At 73.0% G+C, this 24,246-nt stretch carries 24 protein-coding genes; 4 read left to right on the top strand and 20 right to left on the bottom strand.

Annotated features, from left to right (window positions below; genetic code table 11):
• Positions 1-60 precede the first annotated feature (60 nt).
• Together ACVWW9_RS13595 and ACVWW9_RS13600 are read right to left on the bottom strand one after the other, a co-directional pair.
• Complete coding sequence (locus ACVWW9_RS13595) at positions 61-711, bottom strand: response regulator (RefSeq protein WP_123698103.1); 651 nt, start codon at positions 709-711, stop codon at positions 61-63.
• On the bottom strand, positions 708-1,919 hold the full coding sequence (locus ACVWW9_RS13600) for a histidine kinase (RefSeq protein ID WP_456515925.1): 1,212 nt from the start codon (positions 1,917-1,919) through the stop codon (positions 708-710). Before ACVWW9_RS13600 ends, ACVWW9_RS13595 begins: the two co-directional genes overlap by 4 nt.
• Positions 1,920-2,083: 164 nt before the next feature.
• On the opposite strand from ACVWW9_RS13600, the gene ACVWW9_RS13605 reads away from it, so the two are divergent.
• Complete coding sequence (locus ACVWW9_RS13605; protein ID WP_456515926.1) at positions 2,084-2,860, top strand: FkbM family methyltransferase; 777 nt, start codon at positions 2,084-2,086, stop codon at positions 2,858-2,860.
• Between the two features lie 305 nt (positions 2,861-3,165).
• Here ACVWW9_RS13605 and era read toward each other — a convergent pair whose 3' ends face one another.
• From era to hrcA, 8 genes are read right to left on the bottom strand one after another with little or no spacing between them, the layout of a single operon-like run.
• Positions 3,166-4,107, bottom strand: coding sequence for a GTPase Era (era, locus tag ACVWW9_RS13610; protein ID WP_456515927.1), 942 nt, complete (start codon positions 4,105-4,107; stop codon positions 3,166-3,168).
• Positions 4,107-5,384, bottom strand: a complete 1,278-nt coding sequence (locus tag ACVWW9_RS13615) for a hemolysin family protein (RefSeq protein WP_456515928.1) — start codon at positions 5,382-5,384, stop codon at positions 4,107-4,109. Before ACVWW9_RS13615 ends, era begins: the two co-directional genes overlap by 1 nt.
• Positions 5,384-5,860, bottom strand: a complete 477-nt coding sequence (gene ybeY / locus ACVWW9_RS13620) for an rRNA maturation RNase YbeY (protein ID WP_123698109.1) — start codon at positions 5,858-5,860, stop codon at positions 5,384-5,386. Before ybeY ends, ACVWW9_RS13615 begins: the two co-directional genes overlap by 1 nt.
• Positions 5,860-6,834, bottom strand: a complete 975-nt coding sequence (locus ACVWW9_RS13625) for a PhoH family protein (RefSeq protein ID WP_456516038.1) — start codon at positions 6,832-6,834, stop codon at positions 5,860-5,862. The genes ybeY and ACVWW9_RS13625 overlap by 1 nt, the downstream gene beginning before the upstream one ends.
• A 34-nt stretch (positions 6,835-6,868) precedes the next feature.
• Positions 6,869-7,216 (bottom strand): histidine triad nucleotide-binding protein, encoded by a 348-nt coding sequence (locus ACVWW9_RS13630; protein ID WP_123698110.1) that lies wholly within the window; start codon positions 7,214-7,216, stop codon positions 6,869-6,871.
• Positions 7,217-7,241: 25 nt separating this feature from the next.
• Positions 7,242-7,967, bottom strand: coding sequence for a 16S rRNA (uracil(1498)-N(3))-methyltransferase (locus tag ACVWW9_RS13635; RefSeq protein WP_354260359.1), 726 nt, complete (start codon positions 7,965-7,967; stop codon positions 7,242-7,244).
• Positions 7,967-9,055, bottom strand: a complete 1,089-nt coding sequence (locus tag ACVWW9_RS13640) for a DnaJ C-terminal domain-containing protein (RefSeq protein ID WP_354260357.1) — start codon at positions 9,053-9,055, stop codon at positions 7,967-7,969. The genes ACVWW9_RS13635 and ACVWW9_RS13640 overlap by 1 nt, the downstream gene beginning before the upstream one ends.
• Positions 9,056-10,069, bottom strand: a complete 1,014-nt coding sequence (gene hrcA / locus ACVWW9_RS13645) for a heat-inducible transcriptional repressor HrcA (RefSeq protein ID WP_123698113.1) — start codon at positions 10,067-10,069, stop codon at positions 9,056-9,058. It abuts the gene before it with no gap.
• Between the two features lie 181 nt (positions 10,070-10,250).
• Here hrcA and ACVWW9_RS13650 point away from each other — a divergent pair, with 181 nt between their 5' ends.
• A complete protein-coding gene (locus tag ACVWW9_RS13650) occupies positions 10,251-11,111 on the top strand; it encodes a DUF4870 domain-containing protein (RefSeq protein ID WP_456515929.1) in 861 nt (286 codons plus the stop codon).
• A 9-nt stretch (positions 11,112-11,120) separates the two neighbouring features.
• Here the strand turns inward: ACVWW9_RS13650 and hemW are convergent, their stop codons facing one another.
• From hemW to lepA, 3 genes are read right to left on the bottom strand one after another with little or no spacing between them, the layout of a single operon-like run.
• Positions 11,121-12,326, bottom strand: coding sequence for a radical SAM family heme chaperone HemW (gene hemW, locus ACVWW9_RS13655; RefSeq protein WP_456515930.1), 1,206 nt, complete (start codon positions 12,324-12,326; stop codon positions 11,121-11,123).
• 2 nt (positions 12,327-12,328) lie between these two features.
• Positions 12,329-12,964: a DUF1990 family protein gene (locus ACVWW9_RS13660; RefSeq protein WP_456515931.1), complete on the bottom strand. Its 636-nt coding sequence runs from the start codon at positions 12,962-12,964 to the stop codon at positions 12,329-12,331.
• A 31-nt stretch (positions 12,965-12,995) separates the two neighbouring features.
• Positions 12,996-14,846 (bottom strand): translation elongation factor 4, encoded by a 1,851-nt coding sequence (lepA, locus tag ACVWW9_RS13665; RefSeq protein ID WP_123698117.1) that lies wholly within the window; start codon positions 14,844-14,846, stop codon positions 12,996-12,998.
• A 252-nt stretch (positions 14,847-15,098) separates the two neighbouring features.
• Here lepA and rpsT point away from each other — a divergent pair, with 252 nt between their 5' ends.
• Complete coding sequence (gene rpsT / locus ACVWW9_RS13670) at positions 15,099-15,359, top strand: 30S ribosomal protein S20 (RefSeq protein WP_123698118.1); 261 nt, start codon at positions 15,099-15,101, stop codon at positions 15,357-15,359.
• 541 nt (positions 15,360-15,900) lie between these two features.
• On the opposite strand, the gene ACVWW9_RS13675 is transcribed toward rpsT, so the two are convergent.
• The 4 genes from ACVWW9_RS13675 to speB are packed head-to-tail and all read right to left on the bottom strand — an operon-like array spanning position 15,901 to position 19,407.
• A complete protein-coding gene (locus tag ACVWW9_RS13675) occupies positions 15,901-16,557 on the bottom strand; it encodes a cyclase family protein (protein ID WP_456515932.1) in 657 nt (218 codons plus the stop codon).
• On the bottom strand, positions 16,547-17,926 hold the full coding sequence (locus tag ACVWW9_RS13680) for a purine-cytosine permease family protein (RefSeq protein WP_456515933.1): 1,380 nt from the start codon (positions 17,924-17,926) through the stop codon (positions 16,547-16,549). Before ACVWW9_RS13680 ends, ACVWW9_RS13675 begins: the two co-directional genes overlap by 11 nt.
• 54 nt (positions 17,927-17,980) lie before the next feature.
• Complete coding sequence (locus tag ACVWW9_RS13685; protein WP_456515934.1) at positions 17,981-18,406, bottom strand: nuclear transport factor 2 family protein; 426 nt, start codon at positions 18,404-18,406, stop codon at positions 17,981-17,983.
• Positions 18,403-19,407: an agmatinase gene (gene speB, locus ACVWW9_RS13690; RefSeq protein ID WP_456515935.1), complete on the bottom strand. Its 1,005-nt coding sequence runs from the start codon at positions 19,405-19,407 to the stop codon at positions 18,403-18,405. The genes ACVWW9_RS13685 and speB overlap by 4 nt, the downstream gene beginning before the upstream one ends.
• A 96-nt stretch (positions 19,408-19,503) precedes the next feature.
• On the opposite strand from speB, the gene ACVWW9_RS13695 reads away from it, so the two are divergent.
• Positions 19,504-20,088 (top strand): helix-turn-helix domain-containing protein, encoded by a 585-nt coding sequence (locus ACVWW9_RS13695; protein ID WP_456515936.1) that lies wholly within the window; start codon positions 19,504-19,506, stop codon positions 20,086-20,088.
• Between the two features lie 152 nt (positions 20,089-20,240).
• Here the strand turns inward: ACVWW9_RS13695 and holA are convergent, their stop codons facing one another.
• The 3 genes from holA to ACVWW9_RS13710 all read right to left on the bottom strand — a co-directional run bounded on the left by holA (position 20,241) and on the right by ACVWW9_RS13710 (position 24,140).
• Positions 20,241-21,227, bottom strand: a complete 987-nt coding sequence (gene holA / locus ACVWW9_RS13700) for a DNA polymerase III subunit delta (RefSeq protein ID WP_456515937.1) — start codon at positions 21,225-21,227, stop codon at positions 20,241-20,243.
• A gap of 9 nt (positions 21,228-21,236) precedes the next feature.
• Positions 21,237-23,468, bottom strand: coding sequence for a ComEC/Rec2 family competence protein (locus ACVWW9_RS13705; protein ID WP_456515938.1), 2,232 nt, complete (start codon positions 23,466-23,468; stop codon positions 21,237-21,239).
• An 84-nt stretch (positions 23,469-23,552) separates the two neighbouring features.
• Complete coding sequence (locus tag ACVWW9_RS13710) at positions 23,553-24,140, bottom strand: helix-hairpin-helix domain-containing protein (protein WP_456515939.1); 588 nt, start codon at positions 24,138-24,140, stop codon at positions 23,553-23,555.
• Between the last annotated feature and the right edge of the window lie 106 nt (positions 24,141-24,246).

Genomic DNA, 24,246 nt, shown 5'->3' on the forward strand with positions numbered 1-24,246 from the left:
CGCGCGGCGCGTCGTCGGGCTGCAGGCCGACTCCCGGTCATCCGAGCGGATGATCCGCCCTCAGGCCTGCTGGTCGCCCACGAGCCCGTGCTCGTAGGCGAAGACCACGAGCTGCACGCGGTCGCGCAGCCCGAGCTTCGCGAGGATCCGCGAGATGTGCGTCTTCACGGTCGCCTCCGACACGAACTCGGAGCGCGCGATCTCGGTGTTCGACAGCCCCTTCGCCGCCAGCGCGAAGATCTCGCGCTCGCGGTCGGTGAGCTCGCCGAACGCCGCGGGGGCCGTCCGCCGCTGACGGCCGAACGCCTTGAACAGCGCACGCGTCGCGCTCGCGGCGACGACCTCGTTGCCGGCGTGCACGGTGCGGATCGCCGCGAGCACGAGCTCGGGCTCCGCATCCTTGAGGATGAAGCCGGAGGCGCCGACCCGGATCGCCCGCGCCGCCGCCTCGTCGAGGTCGAACGTCGTGAGCACGACGACGCGGATGCCGGGGTTCGCCCGCACGATGCGGTCGGTCGCCGAGATGCCGTCGAGCACGGGCATCCGCACGTCCATGAGCACGACGTCGGGCTGCTGCTCCTCCGCCAGGCGCACGGCCTGCGCGCCGTCGGCGGCCTCGCCGACGCACACGAGGTCGGGCTGCGACTCGACGAGCATCCGGATGCCGCCGCGGAACAGCGCCTGGTCGTCGACGATGAGCACGCGGATCATGCGACGCCCGCCGGGAAGGCCGCGCGCACGCGGAACCAGCCGTCCTCGATGCCGGTCCAGAGCTCGCCGCCCGAGAGCCGGGCGCGCTCGTGCATGCCGCGCACCCCGTGGCCGGCGATGCCCGGCGTGCTGAGGACGCGGTTGTGCACGTCGACCACGATGCCCGTCCCGCCTGGGAACGCGACGCCGCGCATCCGCACGTGCACCGGGCCGGTGCGGTCGCCGTGGCGGAGCGCGTTCGTGAGCGCCTCCTGCAGGATGCGGTAGGCGGCGATGTCCGCCGTGCGCGGCAGCGCGAACCGCGCACCCACCCGCTCGAGCCGCACGTCGAGGCCGCTGTCGCGCATCCGCTCGATGAGCGCGTCGACGTCGTCGAGCGACGCCACCGGATCCGGCGCCTCGCTGTGGCGCAGCTGCGCCAGCAGCAGCCGCACGTCGCCGAGCGCCTGCTTGGCGGTGCCCGCGATCGTCTCGAGGGATGCGTCCTTCGCGGCAGGGTCGGCCGTGTAGCGCGCGCCGTTGGCCTGGGCGATGACGACGGCGAGCGAGTGCGCGACGACGTCGTGCATGTCGCGTGCGAGGGCGGCGCGCTCCTCCTCCTGGTCGGCGCGCTGCAGCGACACCTGGGCGACGACCGTCGCCGCCTCGGTGCGCGCCGCGGCGGCGACGCCCCAGCCCACGAGGATCGTCATCGAGAACAGCAGCATCGGCGGGATCCACAGGAACGCGACGAGCCGAACGGTCTCGCCGAGCGGCACCGGCTCCCCCGGCGCGAATCCCGCGAGGCCGCCGGTGGTCGTGATCCAGTAGGCCGCGAGCACCGACGCGACGAGCGACAGCCCGAAGGCGGCGAGCCGCCCCGACCAGCGCGAGAAGCGGCCGGCGGAGTAGAGCAGCACGAGCACGCCGAACCACATCGGGAACATCGGTGCGGCGACCGCGACGTGCACGGCGGCGAGCGCGGTGAGCCCGGCGATCGCGAGCACGGGCCGCGAGCGTCGCAGCAGGATCGCGCCGGGGATCGCGAGCGCGACGACGCCCGCCATGATCCAGTGCCAGCCGTAGCCGACCGTGCCGAGGAGCAGCGTCGGCACCGCGAGCACGAGTGCCGTGACGGCGGCGATGATCGCGTCGGACCGGAGCGACCCATGCTCGATCGCCGGTGCCGCGACGGGCGCGGTCGGATCGGCGATCGGGAGGGTGGTCACGCGATCCAGCGTAGGTCGGCGGCACGCGCGGGGCGCGCGCGGCGCCCGGGAATCATCCGCTCGGCGGAGGCGGTCACGAAGCGGCGCCTTCACGGGCGGGTGCGTCCGCATGGATATGCTCAGCCTCTGCACCGGCGCAGCCACCACCAGAGGACCGAGGCCCCGTGGACGAGATCACCGTCGAGACGTCGCCGCGACGCGCCGAGCGCGCGCCCGGCCGTGGTCGGCTCGCCCTCGCCGCTGCATCGCTGCGCGCCGCGGCGCGGCTGCGGATGGTCGAGCCCGAGATCCGCGGCCTGCACCACCTCGTGCGCGCCGGCGACGTGTGCTTCGACGTGGGCGCCGCCTACGGGATGTACACGTTCCCGCTGGCGGAGCTCGTCGGGCCGCACGGCGCCGTGCACAGCTTCGAGCCGCAGCCGCGACCGCGCGCGGTGCTCGCGGCGATGCGTCGCGCGGTGGGCGCGGCGCACGTGCGACTGTCCGACCACGGGATGGGCCGCCGCGCCGGCCACCTGCCGCTCGTGCTGCCGTCGCGCTACGGCGTGCGGATCAGCGGGCACGCGCACCTGGCGGACCGCCTCGCGGCGCCGGCGCCGACCGCTGGGCCCGCGCCGCGACGCATCCACGTGCCGGTGACGACGATCGACGACGTCTGCGCCGAGCACGCGATCGAGCGCGTGCACTTCATCAAGGCCGACGTCGAGGGCTTCGAGCCCGAGGTGCTGCACGGCGCCGCGCGCGTGCTCGAGCGCGACATGCCCGCGCTGCTGCTCGAGATCGAGGACCGCCACCTCGGCCGCTACGGACGCACGGCGGACGAGGTGAGCGGGATGCTGCGCGAGCGGGGCTACGCGATGCAGACGTGGCGCGACGGCGGATGGCGGGCCGCGGAGCGGGTCGTGCTCGGCACGCGGAACTACCTGTTCCGGGCGGCGTAGGGGCGGTTCGCAGGGCGTGGTCTCGATACGCGCGCTTCGCGTGCTACTCGACCAGCGGGATGGCGTGGTCTCGATACGCGCGCTTCGCGTGCTACTCGACCAGCAGGGTGCGCTTCGCGGGCTGCTCGAGCAGCGGAGCGGCGTGGTCTCGATACGCGCGCTTCGCGGGCTACTCGACCAGCAAGAGGGTTTCGCGTGCTACTCGACCAGCAAGAGGGCTTCGCGGGCTGCTCGAGCAGCAAGAGAGCTTCGCGTGGTGCTCGACCAGCGGAGAGGGCTTCGCGGGCTGCTCGACCAGCGGTTGGCTAGAAGCCGAAGCGGCCCAGCTGCTTCGGGTCGCCCTGCCACTCCTTCGCGATCTTCACGCGCAGGTCGAGGTGCACCTGCGTGCCGACGATGCGCTCGATCTCGGCACGCGCATCCGCCCCCACCTGGCGAAGCCGCGAGCCGCCCTTGCCGATCACGATGCCCTTCTGGCTGTCGCGCTCGACCCACAGGTTGGCGTAGACGTCGGTGAGCTCGCGATCCTCCCGCCGCACGATGTCGTCGATCGTCACCATGATCGAGTGCGGCAGCTCGTCGCGCACGCCCTCGAGCGCCGCCTCGCGGATGAGCTCGGCGATGCGGATGTCGAGCGGCTCCTCGGTGGTCGTCTCGGCCTCGTAGAGGGGCGGTCCCTGCGGCAGCAGGCCGACGAGGGTGTCGACGAGCACGTCGAGCTGGGTGCCCTGCAGTGACGACAGCGGCACGACCGCGTCCCACTCGCGGAGCTCTGTGACGGCGAGCAGCTGCTCGGCGACGCGCTGCTTCGACGCGGCGTCGGTCTTCGTCACGACCGCGACCTTCTTCGCCCTCGGGAACCCCTCGAGCTGCTGGTCGATGAAGCGGTCGCCCGGCCCGAGCGGCTCGTTCGCCGGCACGCACAGGCAGATCACGTCGACGTCGCCGAGCGTCGTCTGCACGACGGCGTTGAGTCGCTTGCCCAGCAGCGTGCGCGGCTTGTGCATGCCCGGGGTGTCGACGATGACGAGCTGCGCGTCGTCCCGGTGCACGACGCCGCGGATCGCGTGCCGCGTGGTCTGCGGCTTCGACGACGTGATGGCGATCTTCTCGCCGACGATCGCGTTCATGAGCGTCGACTTGCCCGCGTTCGGGCGGCCGACGAAGGTCACGAAGCCGCTGCGGTGCGCGGCGTCGCGCTGGCCCTGGGCGCCGGAGTCGAACCCGGGGTCTGCGGTGTCGTCCATCAAGCGGCCCCCTCGGCCTCGTGGTCGGCGCGCACCATGCGCGAGACCTCCATCTCGCCGGCGTTGCGGCCCCGGCCGTCGATCGAGCGCACCGCGATGCGCAGGTCGCCGACGTGCACGACGTCGCCCACCTCCGCGATGCGCCCCAGCTCCTTCTGCACGAGGCCGCCGACGGTGTCGACGTCCTCGTCGTCGAGCGTGAGGTCGAACAGGTCGCCCAGCTCGTCGATCTGCAGGCGGGCGGAGACCCGCCACACGCCCTCTCCCTCGTCGACGACCTCGGCGCGGCCGCGGTCGTGCTCGTCGCGGATCTCGCCGACGAGCTCCTCGACGAGGTCCTCGAGCGTCACGAGCCCGGCGATGCCGCCGTACTCGTCGACGACCATCGCGACGTGCACGCGCTCGGCCTGCATGAGCGCGAGCGTGTCGTCGCCCTTCTTCGACTCGGGCACGAGGATGGCCGGGCGCGCGAGCTCCTCGGCGGTCTCGGTCGCCTCCGGTCGCCACGTGCGGCTCCGCACGACGTCGCGGAGGTAGAGGATGCCGAGGATCTCGTCGGTCGACTCCCCCACCACCGGCATGCGCGACAGGCCGTTGTCGAGGAACTGCCGCAGCGCATCCTTCGCGGTCGCGTCGCGGTCGACGGTGATCATGTCGGGCCGCGGCACCATGACCTCGCGCACGAGCGTCTCGTTGAACTCGAAGATCGAGTGGATGAGCTCGCGGTCGTCGTCCTCGAGCACGTCCGACTCGGCGGCCGCGTCGACCATCGACAGCAGCTGCGCCTCGGTCGTGAAGGCGGTCTCGCGCTGGCGCCCCGGCGTGATCTTGTCGCCGACGGTCGCGATGAGACTCGCGATCGGACCCATGAGCACGCGCCAGAAGCGCAGGAACCTGGCGGATGCGCGCAGCAGCGCGATCGCGTGCGTGCGGCCGACGGCGCGGGGGCTCGTGCCGACGAGCACGAACGAGACGACGATCATCACCCCGGCCGCGACGGCCAGCGTGATCCACCACTCCGTGACGAGCGAGTCGACGCCGAGCGTGATGAGCACCGCGGCGATCGTCTCGCACATGATGCGGCCGAACTGCAGCGTCATGACGTGGCCGCGGAGGTCGTCGGCGATCGAGAGCATCGCGGAGCCGCGTCGGGCGGTGACGGCCGCCTCCTGCAGCTCGGCGCGCGAGACCACGCCGAGCGCGGCATCGGCCGCGGCGAGCCAGGCGCCGAAGGCGATGAGTACGGCCGCGGCGAGGAAGAGCAGGATCTCGAACATCAGGGGGTGCGGCCGGGCGTCCCGGCGTCGTGCTCCTCGAAGCCCGCGAGCAGCTTGTCCTGGAGCGTGAACATCTCGTCGCGCTCGGCGGGCTCCGCGTGGTCGAAGCCGAGCAGGTGCAGCAGCCCGTGGGTCGTCAGCAGCCGCAGCTCGGTCATGAGGCTGTGCCCCGCCTCGGTCGCCTGCGCCTGCGCGACCTCGGGGCACAGCACGATGTCGCCGAGCAGGCCGGCCGGCGTCAGCCGGTCGTGCGCGCCGGGGCGCAGCTCGTCCATCGGGAACGAGAGCACGTCGGTGGGGCCGGGCTCGTCCATCCACTGCACGTGCAGCTGCTCCATCGCCGCGACGTCGACGAGCACGATCGAGACGTCGGCATCCGGGTGCACGAAGAGCCGCTCGAGGTCGAACGCGACGAGCCGCACGAGCTGCGCCTCGTCGACGGATGCCTCGGTCTCGTTGAGCAGGTCGATCGCCATCAGCGACCCCGTCCGCGCTGCTGGTGGTGCGGTCCCTGCGCCTTGCGGGCCTGCTTCGCCATCTGCCGCTGGTCGTGCTCGGTGTAGGCGTCGACGATCTCGCCGACGAGCGTGTGGCGCACCACGTCGGCGCTCGTGAGCATCGAGAAGTGGATGTCTTCGATGCGTCCCAGCACCTGCTGCGCGACCTGCAGCCCGGAGGTGCCCGCCGGCAGGTCGACCTGCGTCGCGTCGCCGGTGACGACCATCTGCGAGCCGAAGCCGAGGCGGGTGAGGAACATCTTCATCTGCTCGGGGCTGGTGTTCTGCGCCTCGTCGAGCACGATGAACGAGCTGTTGAGCGTGCGCCCGCGCATGTAGGCGAGCGGCGCGACCTCGACGACGCCGGTCGCGAGCAGCTTGGGCACGAGCTCCGGGTCCATCATCTCGTTGAGGGCGTCGTAGAGCGGGCGCAGGTAGGGGTCGATCTTGTCGGTGAGCGTGCCCGGCAGGAAGCCGAGCCGCTCGCCCGCCTCGACCGCCGGCCGGGTGAGGATGATGCGGTCGACCTCCTTGCGGTGGAGGGCCTGCACGGCCTTCGCCATCGCGAGGTAGGTCTTGCCGGTGCCGGCGGGGCCGATGCCGAAGACGATCGTGTGCTGATCGATCGCGTCGACGTAGGCGCGCTGGCCCTCCGTCTTCGGCCGCACGGACTTGCCGCGCGACGTGAGGATCGCCTCGCCCATCGCGTCGGACAGGCTGCGGGTCGAGTCCTGGCGCAGGATGCGCGTGCCCTCGGCGACCTCGGTCTGGCTGAGGTCGGCGCCCTGGCGCAGCATGTCGACGAGCTCCTGCACGAGCCGACCCGCGACGAGCACGTCGTCCTCCGGGCCCTCGAGCGTGACGAGGTTGCCGCGCACGGCGACGCGCACGTCCGGGTGCTCGTGCTCGAGCCGCGTCAGCAGCCGGTCCTGCGGCCCCAGCAGCCGCACCATCTCGATGCCGTCGATCTCGATGGACTGTGATGCGTCAGGCAAGCGAGCCCTCTCCGAAGGAGCCCGCGAGCACGTGCGCGTGGGCGTGGAACACGGTCTGGCCGGCGAGCTCGCCGGTGTTGAACACGAGGCGGAAGTCGCCGCCGTCGCCGCGCTCGCGCGCGATGGCCTGCGCGGCCTGGATCATCTCGGCGAGCAGCTCCGGCTCGGCGGCCGCCAGCTCGACGACGTCGCGGTACGCGGGCGTCTTGGGCACGACGAGCACGTGCATGGGCGCCTGGGGGTGGATGTCGGTGAACGCGATGATGCGATCGGTCTCGAGCACGATCTCGGCGGGGATCTCTCGGGCGATGATCTTCTCGAAGACGGTGGGCTCAGCCATGGCAGTCAGCCTACCTTCGCGCCGCTCACCAGCGGCCGAGTCGCACGCTGAGGGCGGCGATCGCCGCGAGCCCCGCCGTCGACGTCCGGAGCACGTGGTCGCCCATCCGCACGCGCACGCCGCCCGCGGCCTCGAGCCGCTCCATCTCGGCCGGGTCGATGCCGCCCTCCGGCCCGACGATGAGCAGGATGTCGCGATCGAGCGGCACGTCGGCGAGCGACGCCTCCGCGGTGGGGTCGAGCACGACCGGGCGCCACGCGAAGCCGAGCTGCGCGAGCCCGTCGGCGTCCACGACCGGCACGACCTCGGGCAGCCGCGGGCGGAGCGCCTGCTTGCCCGCCTCGCGCACCACGCGGCGCCAGCGGTCGAGCGACTTCTCGCCGCGGTCGCCCTTCCACTGCACGACGCTCCTGCGCGCCTGCCAGGGCACGATCACGTCGACGCCCAGCTCGGTCGACGCCTGCACGGCGAGCTCGGCGCGATCGCCCTTGGCGAGCGCCTGCGCGAGCGCGATGCGCGGCGTGGGCGGCGGCACGTGCTCGATGCGGTGCAGCACCACGTCGACACCGTCCTTCTCGGCGCGGTCGATCACGCCCTCGGCGAGCGTGCCGCGGCCGTCGCTCACGAGCACGCGCTCGCCGCGTCGCATGCGGGAGACGACGGCGGCGTGGTGCGCCTCCTCGCCGGTGAGCGTCACCACGTCGCCGGCGACCGAGCCCTCGAGCTCGTCGTGCCAGTAGCAGTGGGCCATCAGAGGCGGAGGCGGTCGCGCATCTTCGCGAACAGCCCCTGCTTGAACTGCGCGAGGTGCGGCGCGGGCGCCTTCGTGCGGTCGCGCAGCTCGCGCAGCAGCTCCTCGGTGCGACGGTCGACGCGCTGCGGCGTCACGACCTGCACGCCGAGCTTCAGGTCGCCGCGGCCGGCGCCGCGCAGGCGCGTGACGCCGCGGTCGCCGATCGTGATGACGTCGCCGGACTGCGTGCCGGGACGCACCTCGACCTCGACGGGCCCGTCGATCGCCTCGACGGTCGCGCGCGCACCGAGCGCCGCATCCGGCATCGACACCTCGAGGGTGCCGAGCAGGTCGTCGCCCGAACGGCTGAACACGTCGTGGTGGCGCACGTTCACCTCGAGGTAGAGCGTGCCTGCCGGTCCGCCGGCCTCGCCAACCTCGCCCTGGCCGGGCATCTGGATGCGCAGGCCGGTGTCGACGCCCGCGGGGATGTCGACCGGAATGCTGCGCTCGGCGCGCACGCGGCCGTGGCCGGCGCACGTCGGGCAGGGCTCGGGGATGACGCTGCCGTACCCCTGGCAGACGGCGCACGGCTGGCTCGTCACGACGTTGCCGAGCAGCGAGCGCACCTGCCGCTGCACGTGGCCCGAGCCGCCGCACATCGTGCAGCGCTCGGGGCTCGTGCCGGGCGCGGTGCACGCCCCGCCGCACGTCTCGCACAGCACGGCCGTCTGCACGCGCAGCTCGCGGTGCACGCCGAAGACGACGTCGGCGAGGTCGAGGTCGACGCGCAGCAGGCTGTCCTGCCCCGGCTGGCGCCTCGACCGCGGGCCCTGCGAGCGGCCACCGCCGCCGAAGAACTGCTCGAAGATGTCGCCGAACCCGAAGGCTCCGGCTCCCGCCGACGGCCCGCGGTCGTACTCGGCCCGCGACTGGGCGTCGCCGAGCACGTCGTACGCGTGCGTGACGGTCTTGAACCGCTCCGCCGCGTCGGCGCTCGGGTTCACGTCCGGGTGCAGCTCGCGAGCCAGTCGGCGGTACGCCTTCTTGATCTCGTCCTGGCCGGCGTCGCGCGCGACGCCGAGGGTCTCGTAGTGGTCAGTCACTCAGTCCTCGCTCAGCAGCCGCGTCAGGTAGCGCGCAACTGCGCGCACCGCGGCCATGTTCCCTGCGTAGTCCATCCGGGTCGGGCCCAGCACGCCCACATGCCCCTCGAGCCTCGAGTCGCTGTAGGTCGACGCCACGACGGCCGCCTCGCCGAGCGGGCCCGAGAGCTCGCGCCCGATGCGGGTCGCGACCTCGCCCTCCGCGCCCATCTCGTCGAAGAGGCGCAGCAGCGTGACCTGCTCCTCGATCGCGTCGAGCACCGGGGTCACCCGGCCGTGGAAGTCGCGCTCCTCGCGCACGAGGTGCGAGGCGCCCGCCATCACGATGCGGTCGCCACCGGCGGCCTGCAGCATCTCGGTCAGCGCGGTCGCGACCGCCGAGGTGGCAGCGTGCAGCGACGGCGGAGCGGATGCGGCTGCCGACGACAGCCGCTGGACGGCCTCGGCCGGCGGCAGCTCGGCGGTGGTCTCGGTGAAGGCGCGGCCGAGCGCGGTGGCCTGCTCGGGCTCGATGCGCTGCTGCGCGTCGAGCACTCGCTGCTCGACGCGGCCGGAGTCGAGGATGAGCACCGCGAGCAGCCGCGTCTCGGCGACCGCGACGAGCTCGACGCGGCGCACCCCCGCGGGGCGGCGCATCGGCACCTGGACGAGCGCGACCTGGTTCGTGAGGCTCGAGAGCAGTCGGGCGGTGCGCGCGAGCACGTCGTCGCGGTCGACGGCCTCGTCGAGGAAGCGCGTGATGGCCACGCGCTGCGCGGCCGTGAGCGGCTGCATGCGCTGCAGCCGATCGACGAACACCCGGTAGCCCTTGTCCGTGGGCACGCGTCCGGAGGACGTGTGCGGTGCGACGATGAGCTCCTCCTCCTCGAGGAGCGCCATGTCGTTGCGGATGGTGGCGGCGGAGACGCCGAACGCGTGGCGCTCGACGATCGACTTGGAGCCCACGGGCTCGCGCATGGCCACGTAGTCCTGCACGATCGCCCGCAGCACATCGAGGCCGCGATCCGAGACCATCCGCGCTCCTCTCGTCCGGTGGGGACGCATCCGCTGTGGACGCACCCCTTGGCACTCCCGTCGTCTGACTGCCAATCCTACCGCGAGCGGCGAAAAGTCTTGGATGCCATGCACAGCCGATCAGGCGCACAATGGGCCCGCGACGCCCCGCGCTCCGCGAGGCCGACACGAAAGGCATGCCATGACCGATCCCAACGCTCCCCGCGGGGAGCAGCCCGTTCCCCCGGAGCACCCGGAGGGCTTCGACGTCACCGACGAGCAGCACGCCGCCCCGAGCGCTCCTGCGGCGCCCGCGCCCGGCGTGGGCCAGCCCGCGCAGTCCTTCTCCTCCCCCGGCGACGTGCCCGGGCAGCCCGCGTTCGGCGGCGCCGCGCAGGCCGGCCAGGAGTGGCAGCAGGGCCAGCACTCGTCAGGCGGCGCATCGGCCGCGCCTCGCCCCGGCGAGCAGCCGTTCGGCGGCGCCGCCTCGAGCGCCCCGCAGTACGGCCAGGGCCAGTATGGACGGGGGCAGGACGGGCAAGGTCAGTACGGCCAGGCGCAGCCGGGTCAGCCTCCCTACGGCCAGCCGCAGTACGGCCAGCCGCAGTCGGGACAGCAGTACGGCGGGCCGCAGCAGTACGGCCAGCAGCCGCAGTACGGCGCCCCCGGGCAGCCGCAGTACGCGGCGGCCGCGCCCATGTCGCCCGTCGACGAGAAGAACGCCGGCATGTGGGGTCACCTCTCCGGCCTCTCGACGATCGTCACCGGCGGCTACGGCGGCTGGGTCGGGCCGCTCATCGTCTACATGATCTACAAGGACCGCAGCGCGTTCGCGAGGCAGGAGTCGAAGGAGGCGCTGAACTTCGGCATCCTCATGACGATCGTCACCGTCGGACTGCTCGTCGTCGGCACCATCCTGAGCTTCGTCGGGATCGGCTTCATCCTGCTCATCCTCTGGTGGGTGCCGGGCCTGCTCCAGGTGATCTTCTCGATCGTCGGTGCCATGCGCGTGAACAGCGGCGGCTCGTACCGCTACCCGTTCAACTGGCGGCTCGTGAAGTAGGCCGCAGCCTCAGGGCAGCAGCCGCCGCACCACCGCGTCGGCCAGGAGCCGCCCTCGCAGCGTCGGGACCACCCGGCCGGCGAGGGCGGCTCCTCCGTCGATGAGCTCGTCGGCGATGAGGCCGGCGACCTCGCGGCGCCCCTCTGGCTCGAGCAGCGTGATCGGCAGCCCGTCGACGATGCGCGACTCGAGCAGCACGCGCTCGACGCGACGCGTCTCGTCGTCGAGCACCTCCCGCGCGAGCGCGGGCGAGGCGCCGGCGAGCAGCCGGTCGCGGTAGGCGGCCGGATGCTTCACGTTCCACCAGCGCACGCCGCCGACGTGGCTGTGCGCGCCGGGCCCGAAGCCCCACCAGTCCTGGCCCCGCCAGTAGGCGAGGTTGTGCCGGGCGACGCGGTCGCCGCGCGCCCAGTTCGACACCTCGTACCAGGCGAACCCGGCGGCGCCGAGCGTCGCATCCGCCGCCTCGTACATCGCGGCCTGCAGGTCGTCGTCCGGCGCGACCAGCTCGCCCTTGCGGATGCGCCGGGCGAGCGCGGTGCCGTCCTCGACGATGAGCGCGTAGGCCGAGATGTGGTCCGGCTCCATCGCGACGGCGGCGTCGAGCGACCGCTGCCAGTCCTCGAGCGACTCCCCCGGCGCCCCGTAGATGAGGTCGACGGAGACCTCGAGGCCGGCGTCGCGCGCCCAGCCGACGACGAGCGGCACGCGCTCGGGGTCGTGCGTGCGGTCGAGCGCCGCGAGCACGTGCGGCACGGCCGACTGCATCCCGAACGAGACGCGCGTGACGCCGCCCGCGCGCAGCTGCGCGAGCCCGGCCGCGTCGATCGAGTCGGGGTTCGCCTCGACCGAGACCTCCGCATCCGGGGCGAGCCCGAAGGCATCCCGCACGCCCGCCAGCATCGTGAGCAGGTCGCCCGCCGGCAGCAGCGTGGGCGTGCCGCCGCCGAAGAAGACCGTCTGCGCAGGTCGCAGCGGGCCGAGCTCGGCGAGCGAGGCCGCGGCGAGCGCGATCTCGGCGGCGACGTCGTCGGGGTAGCCGGCGCGCGTCGCACCGCGCAGCTCGTCGGCCGTGTAGGTGTTGAAGTCGCAGTAGCCGCACCGCACCGAGCAGAACGGCACGTGCAGGTAGACGCCGAACGGGCCGTCGACAGCGGTGCCCGCCGGCAGCCGGCCGTCCGTCGGCGCGGCCTCGCCCTCCGGCAGCCGCCCCATCGTCAGCGGACGTCGATCGAGCGCAGCACGTCCATGAACCGGTCGTGGTAGCGGCGCCGGAGCGCCCGCGCGAACGGCGTGCCGAGCCGCGCCCACCAGGCGTCCTGCCGGACGATGGCCCGGAAGTGCAGGAAGACGGTCTCGTCCTCGGCGATCTCGACGGTGAAGCGCTCCTCGCCCGCGAGCGGGTGGCCCTCGAGCGAGCCGACGATGACGACGTGCGTGCTCGGCTCCTCCTCGACCGCGATCACGCGCATCGGGGCGTGGATCTGCATGCCGGCGACGCGGATGCGCTGGTCGACGGAGTCGCCCGGCTGCAGGAACGGCTCGCCGTCGGGGCCGAAGTCCTGCTGCAGCTCGATGCTCGCCGCGCGCGTCGCCTCGGTGCCCTCGAAGCCCACCGGGCGGTAGACGGTGCCCTCCTCGGTGCCGACGACGTCGACCTCGATGCCCGAGAGCCGCTGGATCTTCCAGGTGCGGAGCGCCGCGACGGCCGCGTCGTAGCGCGGTCGGCCGTGCCCGATGCGGGCGCGCTTCTGCACGACCTCGAAGCCCTTCGGCGGGAACCGGTGGAAGTCGAAGTGCGCGGTGGCGCCCACGGCGCCGTAGTTCGTCGAGCGCTCGCCGATCGGCTTCACAGTGCTGTCCTCCTCGCGTGGGCTGCCGCCGTCACTTGGCGTCCTTCTTCGTCTCGCCGGTCGAGAGCGCGGCGATGAACGCCTCCTGGGGGACCTCGACGCGACCGACCATCTTCATGCGCTTCTTGCCCTCCTTCTGCTTCTCGAGCAGCTTGCGCTTGCGGGTGATGTCGCCGCCGTAGCACTTCGCGAGGACGTCCTTGCGGATGGCCCGGATCGTCTCGCGCGCGATGATCCGCGCGCCGATCGCTGCCTGGATCGGCACCTCGAACTGCTGGCGCGGGATGAGCTCGCGCAGCTTGCCGGCCATGAGCACGCCGTAGGCGTAGGCCTTGTCGCGGTGGACGATCGCGCTGAACGCGTCGACCTGCTCGCCCTGCAGCAGGATGTCGACCTTGACGAGGTCGCCCTCCTCCTCGCCGTCGACCTCGTAGTCGAGCGAGGCGTAGCCCTGCGTGCGCGACTTCAGCTGGTCGAAGAAGTCGAAGACGATCTCGCCGAGCGGGATCCGGTAGCGCAGCTCGACGCGGTCCTCCGAGAGGTACTCCATGCCGCCGAGCGTGCCGCGGCGCGTCTGGCAGAGCTCCATGATCGCGCCGACGTAGTCCTTCGGCGCGAGGATCGTCGCGCGCACCATCGGCTCGACGACCGACAGGATCTTGCCCTCGGGGAACTCGCTCGGGTTCGTGACGACGTGCGTCTGCCGGTCCTCGGTCTGCACCTGGTACGGCACGCTCGGCGCGGTGGCGATGAGGTCGAGGCCGAACTCGCGCTCGAGCCGCTCCGAGATGATCTCGAGGTGCAGCAGGCCCAGGAAGCCGCAGCGGAAGCCGAAGCCGAGCGCGACGGAGGTCTCGGGCTCGTAGACGAGCGCGGCATCCGAGAGCTTGAGCTTGTCGAGCGACTCGCGCAGCACCGGGTAGTCGCTGCCGTCGATCGGGTAGAGGCCGGAGAAGACCATCGGCTTCGGGTCGGCGTAGCCCTTGAGCGGCGTGGTGGCGGGCGACTTCACGGTCGTGACGGTGTCGCCCACCTTCGACAGGCGCACATCCTTCACGCCCGTGATGAGGTAGCCGACCTCGCCGACGCCGAGGCCCTTCGAGGGCAGCGGCTCGGGGCTCGAGACGCCCACCTCGAGCGCCTCGTGCTTCGAGCCGGTCGACATCATCACGACCTGCTCGCGCGGGCGCAGCGTGCCGTCGACCATCCGGACGTAGGTGACGACGCCGCGGTAGGCGTCGTAGACGGAGTCGAAGATCATGGCGCGGGCGGGGCCGTCGACGTCGCCCGTCGGGGCAGGGACGGTGCGCACGACGCGGTCGAGCAGGGCGTCGACGCCCATGCCGGTCTTGCCGCTCACGCGCAGCACGTCGTCAGGGTCGCCGCCGATGAGGCGCGCGATCTCGGCGGCGTACTTCTCGGGGTCGGCGGCCGGCAGGTCGATCTTGTTGAGCACCGGGATGATCTCGAGGTCGTTGTCCATCGCCAGGTACAGGTTGGCGAGGGTCTGCGCCTCGATGCCCTGGGCCGCGTCGACGAGCAGGATCGCGCCCTCGCACGCGGCGAGCGAGCGGGAGACCTCGTACGTGAAGTCGACGTGGCCGGGGGTGTCGATCATGTTGAGGGCGAACGTCTCGCCGTCGAGCTCCCACGGCATCCGCACGGCCTGCGACTTGATCGTGATGCCGCGCTCGCGCTCGATGTCCATGCGGTCGAGGTACTGCGCGCGCATCGAACGGTCGTCGACGACGCCGGTGAGCTGCAGCATGCGGTCCGCGAGGGTCGACTTGCCGTGGTCGATGTGGGCGATGATGCAGAAGTTGCGGATCTTCGCCGGATCGGTGGAGGCTGGCTCGAGTGCCTTGGTCGCTCGGGGGCTCACGGGTCCTTCTCGTCGGCTGGGGATCGCCGCGCCGCTGCGGTCGCGGTGACGCGGTGCAGGGGTGCGGTGCGGAAGGGTCCATTCTCCCACAGCGGAGGGGCGGGGCCGCGTTGCGCCCGGCCACCGCGCGCTGGTAGAGTCATTCGCTGGCTTCCCCTTCTTCTGCGCGCCCGTCGCGCGAGGGCGGGTCGCGGCGGCTCAGGCGAGCAGAAGCCGCCGCCAACCACTCTTCGAATCAGAACAGGACACCACGTGGCGAACATCAAGTCGCAGATCAAGCGCATCCTCACCAACGAGAAGGCGACGCTCCGCAACCGCGCCGTCAAGAGCGAGCTCAAGACCGCCGTGCGCGAGGCCCGCAAGGCCATCGCCGCCGGCGACAAGGCCGTCGCGCAGGAGAAGGTCGCGATCGCCGGCCGCAAGCTCGACAAGGCCGTGTCGAAGGGTGTCATCCACCGCAACCAGGCTGCGAACCGCAAGTCGTCGATCACGAAGGCTGCCGCGTCGCTCTGAGCTGACCGCTGCACGAAGGGGACCCCCGAGGGGGTCCCCTTCGTCGTTGCTGCGCGCGGGCGGGTGGAGCCTCCTGCACCCGAGTGGTCACTCCCGCGCCTGAGTGGTCACTCCCGCGCCTGAGCGGTCACTCCCGCGCCTGAGCGGTCACTCCCGCAGCTGAGCGGTCACTCCCGCAGCTGAGCGGTCACTCCCGCAGCTGAGCGGTCACTCCCGCAGCTGAGCGGTCGCTCCGCGCGCGAGAGGTCACTGGCGCCGATGAACGGCGCATCAGGGACGGCATCGTCCGGCGACCGCGCAGACGTTTCCACCTCCCGGATGTGTGACGCACGCACCGCCCACGCAACTCACCCTGCAAACTCGCGGTTCACGTGCCGGAGTGACCACTGACGTCCCGCAGTGACCGCTCACCTCCCAGAGTGACCGCTCACCTACCGCGGTGACCACTCACCCACCGCGGTGACCACTCACCCACCGCAGTGACCACTCACCGACCGCAGAGACCACTCACCCCCGGAGTGACCACTCAGCCGCACGGCGATCAGTCGAGGAACGCGACCGCGCGGACCGGAGCGCCGTCGCCCGCGAGGCGCAGCGGGAAGAAGCCGACGCGCACGCGGTCGGGCACGGCATCCAGGTTGGCCACGTTCTCCACGATGAGCCGGCCGCTCCCGAGCACCGCCTCGTGCACCGGGAACGCCGCTCCCCCGCCTGCCGTCGCGTCCGGGCTCAGCGTGTCGACGCCGAGCACGCGCATGCCGCGCCGCAGCAGCTCCTCGGCCGCGGCTGCGGCGAGCGCCGGATGCCGCGTGCGACGCTCGTCGTCGAACCAGCGCGCCCAGCCGGTGTCGATGAGCACGATCGACGGCAGCCGCTCCGGCAGCGGTCCGTGCGCCTCGAGCCGATCCCAGTCGTAGACCTCGCCGTCGGCGAGCCCCGGCACGCGCAGCACGATCGCGTCGCCGACGAGCTCGTCGAGCCCGACGTCGGCCATCGTGCGGCCGCCGCGCACCGTGTGGGACGGCGCGTCGACGTGCGTGCCGGTGTGGGAGCCCATCCGGATGCCCGCGACGTCGACCCCGTCGGCGTCGACGGTGAGCGCCGGCCCGATCCACACCTCGGGGTCGCCGGGATAGACCGGCATGCCGTCGCGGATGGGGTGGCTCAGGTCGACGAGCCTCGACGCGTCAGCGGGCATCCGACGACGCATCCGCCAGGTGCAGGGCCGGCGCGGGCGCGACCTTGCCGCGGAACGGCAACGAGAGCGCGAGGTAGATGACGAAGGTCGCGATGAACGCCGGCACGGTCGCGCCGATCGGGAGCGGCCAGACGTACGCCCACACGTAGGCGAGCGTCGCGCCGATCGCCCAGGCGACGACCGCGACCCAGTTGACGCCCGCCCAGTACCAGTAGCGGCCCCCTGTCGGCCGCAGGATGTCGGCGTCGTAGGAGCGGCGCTTGAGCAGGTAGTAGTCGACGATCATGATCGCGAACACGGGCGCGAAGAGCGCGCTGATCGTGACGAGGAAGGTCGTGAACTGCGCGAGCAGGCCGAAGAACGTCGAGCCGACGATCGAGATGGCGCCGAGCACGAGCGCGGTGGCGAGGAACGGCACCTTCCGACCGGGCAGCGCGTTGATGACCGACGTCACCATGCCGTAGACGACCATCGTGTTCGTCGCCATCACCGAGAGGAAGATCGCGACCGCGAACAGCACGCCGAAGGCGTCGATGATCGTGACCGGGTCGAACGCGACGACCTCGCCGCCGCTGAGGGCGACGTAGCCGATCGCCGTCGCGCCGAGCGCCATCGAGACGATGGTCGAGAGCGTGTAGCCGATGCCCGAGCCGATGACGCCGGCGCGGGTCGTCCGCGCGAAGCGGTTGAAGTCGGCCGAGAGCACGGTCCACGAGATGGCGGTCGCGAGCACGACGTCGAAGACCAGCCCCGGGGTGTAGAACGCCTCCGGGTTGCCGGGGATCGCGGCGAAGTCGGCGGGCGCGAAGGTCGTGAACGACGCGATGAAGACGTACGCGGCGATCGCGAGGATGACCGCGGCGAACCACGGCTCGACGCGCGCGACCCCCGCGTGGCCGAAGATCGCGAGCACGACGACGATCGTCTGGCAGAGCACGGCGAAGATCACCGGGTTCGAGAAGCCCGTGACCGACGCGACGATGAAGTCGAGCGAGATGCCGGCGAGCATCGCCTGCACCCAGCTCCAGCCCATGAGGATGATCACGTTCGCGGCGAGCGGCAGCAGGCTGCCGCGGGTGCCGAACGGGCCGCGCGTGAGCGCCATGGTCGGCAGGCCCGTGCGGGTGCCGATCGCGCCGATGAGCACGAGCACGGCAGCGCCGACGACCGTGCCGCCGACGATGAGCCCGAGCACGAGGCCGTAGGGCACGTCGGGCACGAACAGCGTGCCGGTCAGCAGCGTCGTGACGACGAGGTTCGCGGCGAGCCAGATCATGAGCATCCGGCCGGACGAGTACGTGCCGCGCACGGGGCCGGCGTCGTCGGAGCTCGCCTCCAGTCGGCGTTCGAGGCGGGAGTAGAGCGACATGGGACTCCTTCGGCGGATGTCGTCAGGTGCGCGGCGTGCGCGGGTCGTGCAGGGTCAGGCGGGGGTGGGCTCGGTGAGCGGCGAGAGGTGCTCGTGCACGGCGACCAGGCGGTCGCCGTCGAGCGCGAAGACGATCGACTCGCGCTCGCGGTAGGCGGAGGGCCCGTCGGGGGTCTCGACGGCGGTGTCGACCGTGTGCGTGAAGACGGCGCCGCCGGGCCAGACCTGCACGAGGCGGTCGGTCGAGACGCAGGACGCGACGCGCCAGCCGCTGTCGACCCATCCGCCCCACAGCTGCTCGTACGCGGCGCGGTCGTCGAGCCGCGCGGGCTCGGTGTGGAAGATGAACGTCGCGTCGGGCGAGAAGCCCGCGAAGTAGCGCTCGCCGTCGGTCGCCGCGAAGGCGTCGATGATGGCGTCGGCCACGGCCTCGACCGCTGCTCGGTCGGGCGTGCGCACGCCCTGCTCCTCGGCCGTCATGCTCGGGCATCCCTCGGCGCCATCGCGCTCAGCAGCTCGTACACGACGTGGCTCGCGGCGATCGCCGTGAGCTGCGCGTGGTCGTACGCGGGGGCGACCTCGACGACGTCGGCGCCGACGATCCGGAGGTCGGAGAGCGCGCGCAGGATGCGCAGCAGCTCACGGCTCGTGAGCCCGCCGGCCTCGGGCGTGCCGGTGCCAGGGGCGTGCGCGGGGTCGAGCACGTCGATGTCGATCGAGATGTAGAGCGGTGCGGTGCCGACGCGCGCGCGGATGCGGTCGATGGCCGTGGCCACGCCGTGCTCCTCGACGAACTCGCTCGTGACGACCGCGAAGCCGAGCCGCTCGTCGTCCTCGAGGTCGCCCTTGTCGTAGAGGGGCCCGCGGGTGCCGACGTGCATGCTCGCGGTGAGATCGATGAGGCCCTCCTCCGACGCGCGGCGGAACGGCGTGCCGTGCGTGATGGGCGCGCCGAAGTAGGTGTCCCAGGTGTCCAGGTGCGCGTCGAAGTGGAGCACCGCGACCGGGCCGTGCTCGGCGTGCACCGCGCGCAGCAGCGGCAGCGCGATCGTGTGGTCGCCGCCGATGACGACGAGGCGGTCGGCGCTCCGGCGCAGCTCGAGCGCGCCGGCCTCGATCTCGGCGACCGCGGCCGTGAGGTCGAAGGGGTTGGCGACGAGGTCGCCCGCGTCGGCGACCTGCTGCGAGGCGAACGGGAAGACGTCCTGCGCGGGGTTGTAGGGCCGCAGCAGGCGGGATGCCTCGCGCACGTGCGCCGGGCCGAAGCGGGCGCCCGGGCGGTAGCTCACGCCGCTGTCGAACGGCACGCCCGCGATCGCGATGTCGGCGCGGCCGACCTCGTCGAGCCTCGGCAGTCGGGCGAACGTGGCGATGCCGGCGAAGCGCGGGACGACGCTCGCGTCGACCGGGCCGCGCGGCGCCGCGCGGCTCTCGACGACCGCGTCGGCTGCTGCGGGATCCTGCTCCTGCGGGAGTTGCATATTTGACAACCTTCGATACTCTGGACGCAACGATTGCCCACAAGGTACGCCTCGCGCACGGACGCGTCAAGCGGGCCCGCGCGACCAGGAGCATCCATGCGCTCGATCCACCCCGCCGCCGACGAGGGCGCGACCCCGATCGGGGCGAAGCTGCGCGCGGCGCGGACCGCGCAGGGCATGTCGCTCAGCCAGGTCGCGACGACGACGGGGCTCTCGAAGGGGTTCCTCAGCCGGGTCGAGCGCGACGAGACGTCGCCGAGCGTCGCGACCCTCGTGCAGCTGTGCCAGGTGCTCTCGCTCCCCGTCGGCGCGCTGTTCACCGAACCGGAGGTGCAGCTCGTCACCTGGGAGGAGGCGCCGCCGATCAACCTGGGCGGCTTCGGCGCCGACGAGCGGATGCTGTCGCCGCGCGGGCAGGAGCGCGTGCAGCTGCTGCGCTCCGAGCTCGAGCCCGACGCGCACGGCGGCAGCGACCTCTACACGATCAACTGCGACGTCGAGGTGCTGCACGTCGTGAGCGGCTCCGTCTCGGTGCGCTTCGCCGACCGCACGGTGACGGTCGACGCCGGCGCGGCGCTCACCCTGCCGGGTCGCGAGCCGCACACCTGGCGGGTTGAGGGCGGCGAGCCCGCCGTCGTGCTCTGGACGATCGTGCCGGCGCCGTGGAGCGGCTCGGCCTGAGCCGCGCCCACGCTAACGCGTCGCGAAGGGGCGGTTCCGGTACCGATCTGCGGGTGCGCAGCCCCGCCACCCGCAGATCGGTACCGGAGATCGGTACCGGAGGCTCGACGACGACCGCTTGCTGTCTCCGCCGCAGCGCGAGGGCGCCCGGATCAGGCGGTGCGCGCCGCCAGCTGGCGCACGAGCCGCTCGACCGAGTGGCCGGGGTTGCGCTCCGCGCCCTTCACGGCCGCGTCCGCGGTCGCGATCGCCTCGATCGCGTCGCACAGCGACGCATCCGTGAACGACCGAAGGTCGCGGCGGGCGTTGCCGACCTGCCAGTCCTGCATGCCGAGCTGCCGCGCCGCCTGCGAGTCGGAGCCGCCGGCGCCCGAGACCTTCGCGAGCTGGCGGTAGCGCATCGCGAATGCCGCGACGATCGGCACGGGGTCGGCGCCGGTCGCGATGGCCTGCCGCAGGGTGACGAGCGCGCGGGCGACGTCGCCGGCGACGACCGCGTCGACGACCGCGAACGCCGTCGTCTCGACGCGCCCCGCGTAGTAGGTGCGCACGACCTGCTCGGTGACCTCGCCCTCGGTGTCGAGCGCGACCTGGCGGATCGCGTTCGCGAGCTCGGCGACGTCGGAGGCGAAGGCGTCGACGAGCGCGGCGATCGCGCCGGGCGTCGCCTCGCGCTCGAGCAGGCGCAGCTCGGTGCGTGCGAAGGGCACCATGTCGCCGCGCTTGAGCGGCTGGCAGACGACCTCGATCGCGCCGGGCGTCTGCCGGATGGCGTCGAGCATCTTCTTGCCGCGCACGGTCGAGCCGTCGTGCCGGATGACGAGGGTCGTGCCGTCGACCGGCTGCGCGAGGTAGCGGAGCACGTCGGCGATGAAGGCATCCGTCGCCTTGACGCCGTTGGCGACCCGCACGAGCCGCGGCTCGTCGAAGAGCGACGGGCTCGCGATCAGCTCGAGCGCGCCGTCGCTGTACTGGCCGGCATCGACGTCGTGGACCTCGAGCTCGGGATCCTCGAGCAGCAGCAGCGCTCGCAGGCGCTGGAGCGCGCGGTCGGCGAGGAACGACTCCTTGCCGAAGACCAGCACGACGGGTGCGGGCGACACCTGCTCCCAGCTGATCTTGGGGATGCTCGCGGCCATGCGATCAGCCTACGGCGGGCCACCGACGCGCTCGGACCACACGCGGATGCCCTGATCGTCGACGGCGAGCGCGATCGTGCCGAGCTCGTCGGTCCGGAGCGGCGCTCCCCCGCTGTCGCGCACGAGCTGCAGCGCCGCATCCGTCGGGTGCCCGTAGTCGTTCGGACCGACGCCGATGAGCCCGACCGCGGCGCCGAGCCGGCGGTAGAGCGCTGGCAGCTGGTCTGCAGAGCCGTGATGGGCGACCACGATCACGGAGGCCGGACCCGGCACGCCCGCGCGCAGCAGGCGGGACTGCGCACCGGCGCTCAGGTCGCCCAGCACGACGAGTTCAAGCGCGCCGTCCGCGCCGTGCGCGCCGGCTGCGTCCGGGACGTCGATCGCGACGGCGACGCTCGCGTCGTTGCCCGGCTCGTCGTCGCCCGTCGGCCAAAGCGCTTTGATGCGCAGCTCGCCGAGCATCCACGCGTCGCCGCGGCGCGCCTCCTGCGCCGTCGCACCGCCAGCGACGAGCTCGGCGACGAGCGGCGCGGCGCGCTCGTCGACCGGGCCGTGCACGAGCGTGCCGATGCGTCCGGCGAGCGCCGGCGCCCCGCCCGCGTGGTCGACGTCGAAGTGGGTCAGCACGAGCAGGTCGACGCGCAGGACCCCGAGCATCCGCAGGCACCGGTCGATCGGCTCCGCCTCGCGGCCCGCGTCGACGAGCACCGTGGCGCCGGCATGCCGCACGACCGTCGCGCTCCCCTGCCCCACGTCGCACTGCGCGATCGTCCAGTCGGCGAGCGACCCGAGCCGCACGGCCGGCCACGCCGCGACGCCCGCCGCGACGAGACCGACGACCGAGGCGACCGCCACGCCTCGCAGGAGGTGCCGCCGTGCGTGGCCGAGCACGACCGCGGCGAGCATGACGGATGCGGCGACCACGCCCCAGGGCGCGACAGGCCACGCGGTCTGCGACGCCGGGAGCTGCTGTGCGAGCATCGCCACCTGCGCGATCCACGCGGCCGGCAGCCACGCGATCCACGCCAGGGCCGCTGCGACGCCTGACGCGAGTGGTGCCGTGACGCACGCCGCGAGCCCGAGCACCGTCGCGAGCGGCGCGGCGGGGCCCGCGAGCAGGTTGGCGAGCACGGCGACGAGGCTGACGCTCGCGTCGAGGGCGACGAGCACCGGCATGCACCAGAGCTGCGCGGCTGCCGGCACGGCGATGAGCGCGGCCACGGGCATCGGCAGCACGTGCGCCACGACGACGGCGATGGGCCGCGCGTGCACGATGAGGCCGCAGGTCGCGAGCACCGAGAGCGCGAAGCCGGCGCTCGTCGCGAGGTGGGGCTGGGCGGCGAGCGCGAGCAGCACGGCGAGGGCGAGCAGCGCGAGCGCACCAGCGCGACGGCCGGTCATGAGGCCGACCAGGGCGATGCCCGCCATCGTGCCCGCGCGCACGACAGAGGGCTCCGGCGTGACGAGCAGCACGAAGCCGGCCAGCGCGCCCGCGGCGATCGCGACCCGCGCTCCTCGCCGGGCGCCGAGCGCGGCAGCGGCGTGGGACGCGGCGCCGACGACGATGACGCAGTTCGCCCCGGAGATGGCAGTGAGGTGGCTGAGCCCGGCGCCGAGCATCGCGGCCTCGAGCGCCGGCCCGATGCGGCGCTCATCGCCGATCGCGAGCCCCGGCAGCAGCTGGCCGCCCGCGCCGGGCAGCTGCGCCGACGCGGTGAGCAGCCCGTCACGCAGCGGACTCGCCCACGCCGCCCACACCGCGGGCTCGGCGACCTCGATCCGGACGCAGGCGAGCAGCCAGCGCGATCCGTCGAGCCACGCGTCGCACGCACCGGCGGCGGTCGCGCCGATCGCGAGCGGGGCGTCCGCGCGCAGCAGCAGCGCGCTCGGCGGGATGGATGCCGCCGCCCGGCCATCGCAGCCGGCGACGAGCACCTCGGCCGGCGTCGATGCGCCGAGCACCAGCAGCGACATGGTGTCGCAGGCGTCGAGCGGCACCGCCGTCGTCGAGGCGGCGCCGGCGAGCAGCGGCACCGCGAGGCCGGCGCTGACCGCGAGCGTGCGCAGCCCAGCCGCGATGCGGTCGTGCCCACCGGATGCGCCGCGTGCGGCGAGCAGGCAGGCGCCGGCCACGACGGCGCTGCCGACAGCGGCAGGACCGAGCATCGCCGCGTGCGGGCTGATCCCGGCGAGCACCGCCCACGCGATGGCCACCGGCAGGGCGAGCCGGAGGTCGCGCATCAGCGTGTGCTCATGATCTGTGCCTGCTCATGATCGATGCGTGCTCACCACCGGTGGGTGCGCATGGTCGGCGCCCGGTCATGCTTACAGCGTCACGAGCGGTGTCAGCGCCGCGAGCAGCGCGGGGCCGATGCCCGGGACGTCGTCGAGCTCGGCGACGTCGGTGAAGGGACCCTGCTCGTCGCGGTGGGCGATGATCGCGAGCGCGAGCGTGGGGCCGACGCGCGGCAGCGTCTCGAGTGCGGCCTGATCGGCCTGGTTGAGCGAGACGAGCGCGCCCTCCTCCGGCGACGCGGCAGCCGCCTCCGCCTCCTCCCCCTCGGTCGGCACGAGCAGCTGCTCGCCGTCGACGACCGATCGCGCGAGGTTCAGCGCGCCGGGCGCGGCCTCCGCGCTCGTGCCGCCGGCGCGGGCGATCGCATCGAGCACGCGCGAGCCGGCCGGCAGCCGGTACACGCCCGGATGCGCGACAGCACCCTGCACGTCGACGACGACCTCCGCCGGTACCGTCGAGGCGGTCGCGACCGGCGTGGCGGCGACGACCGCGGGCTGAGCGTCAGCGACCATCCGCTGCACGACGCCGCCCGCCACGGCGCCGAGCACGAGCACGACCGCTGCGCCCGCGCCGAGGCGCCAGCGCGCATCCGCACCGCGCTCGCCCTCACCGGCCATCCCAGCACGGTAGGGCGGGCCGGGCTGCCGACGAGCGCGCCGCGGTCAGCCCTGTGGATGCAGGGCTGGGGTCGCGCGCGGCGCTCCGGTGCAGACAGCCCCGGCG

The sequence above is a fragment of the Agrococcus sp. UYP33 genome (genome assembly GCF_054060915.1).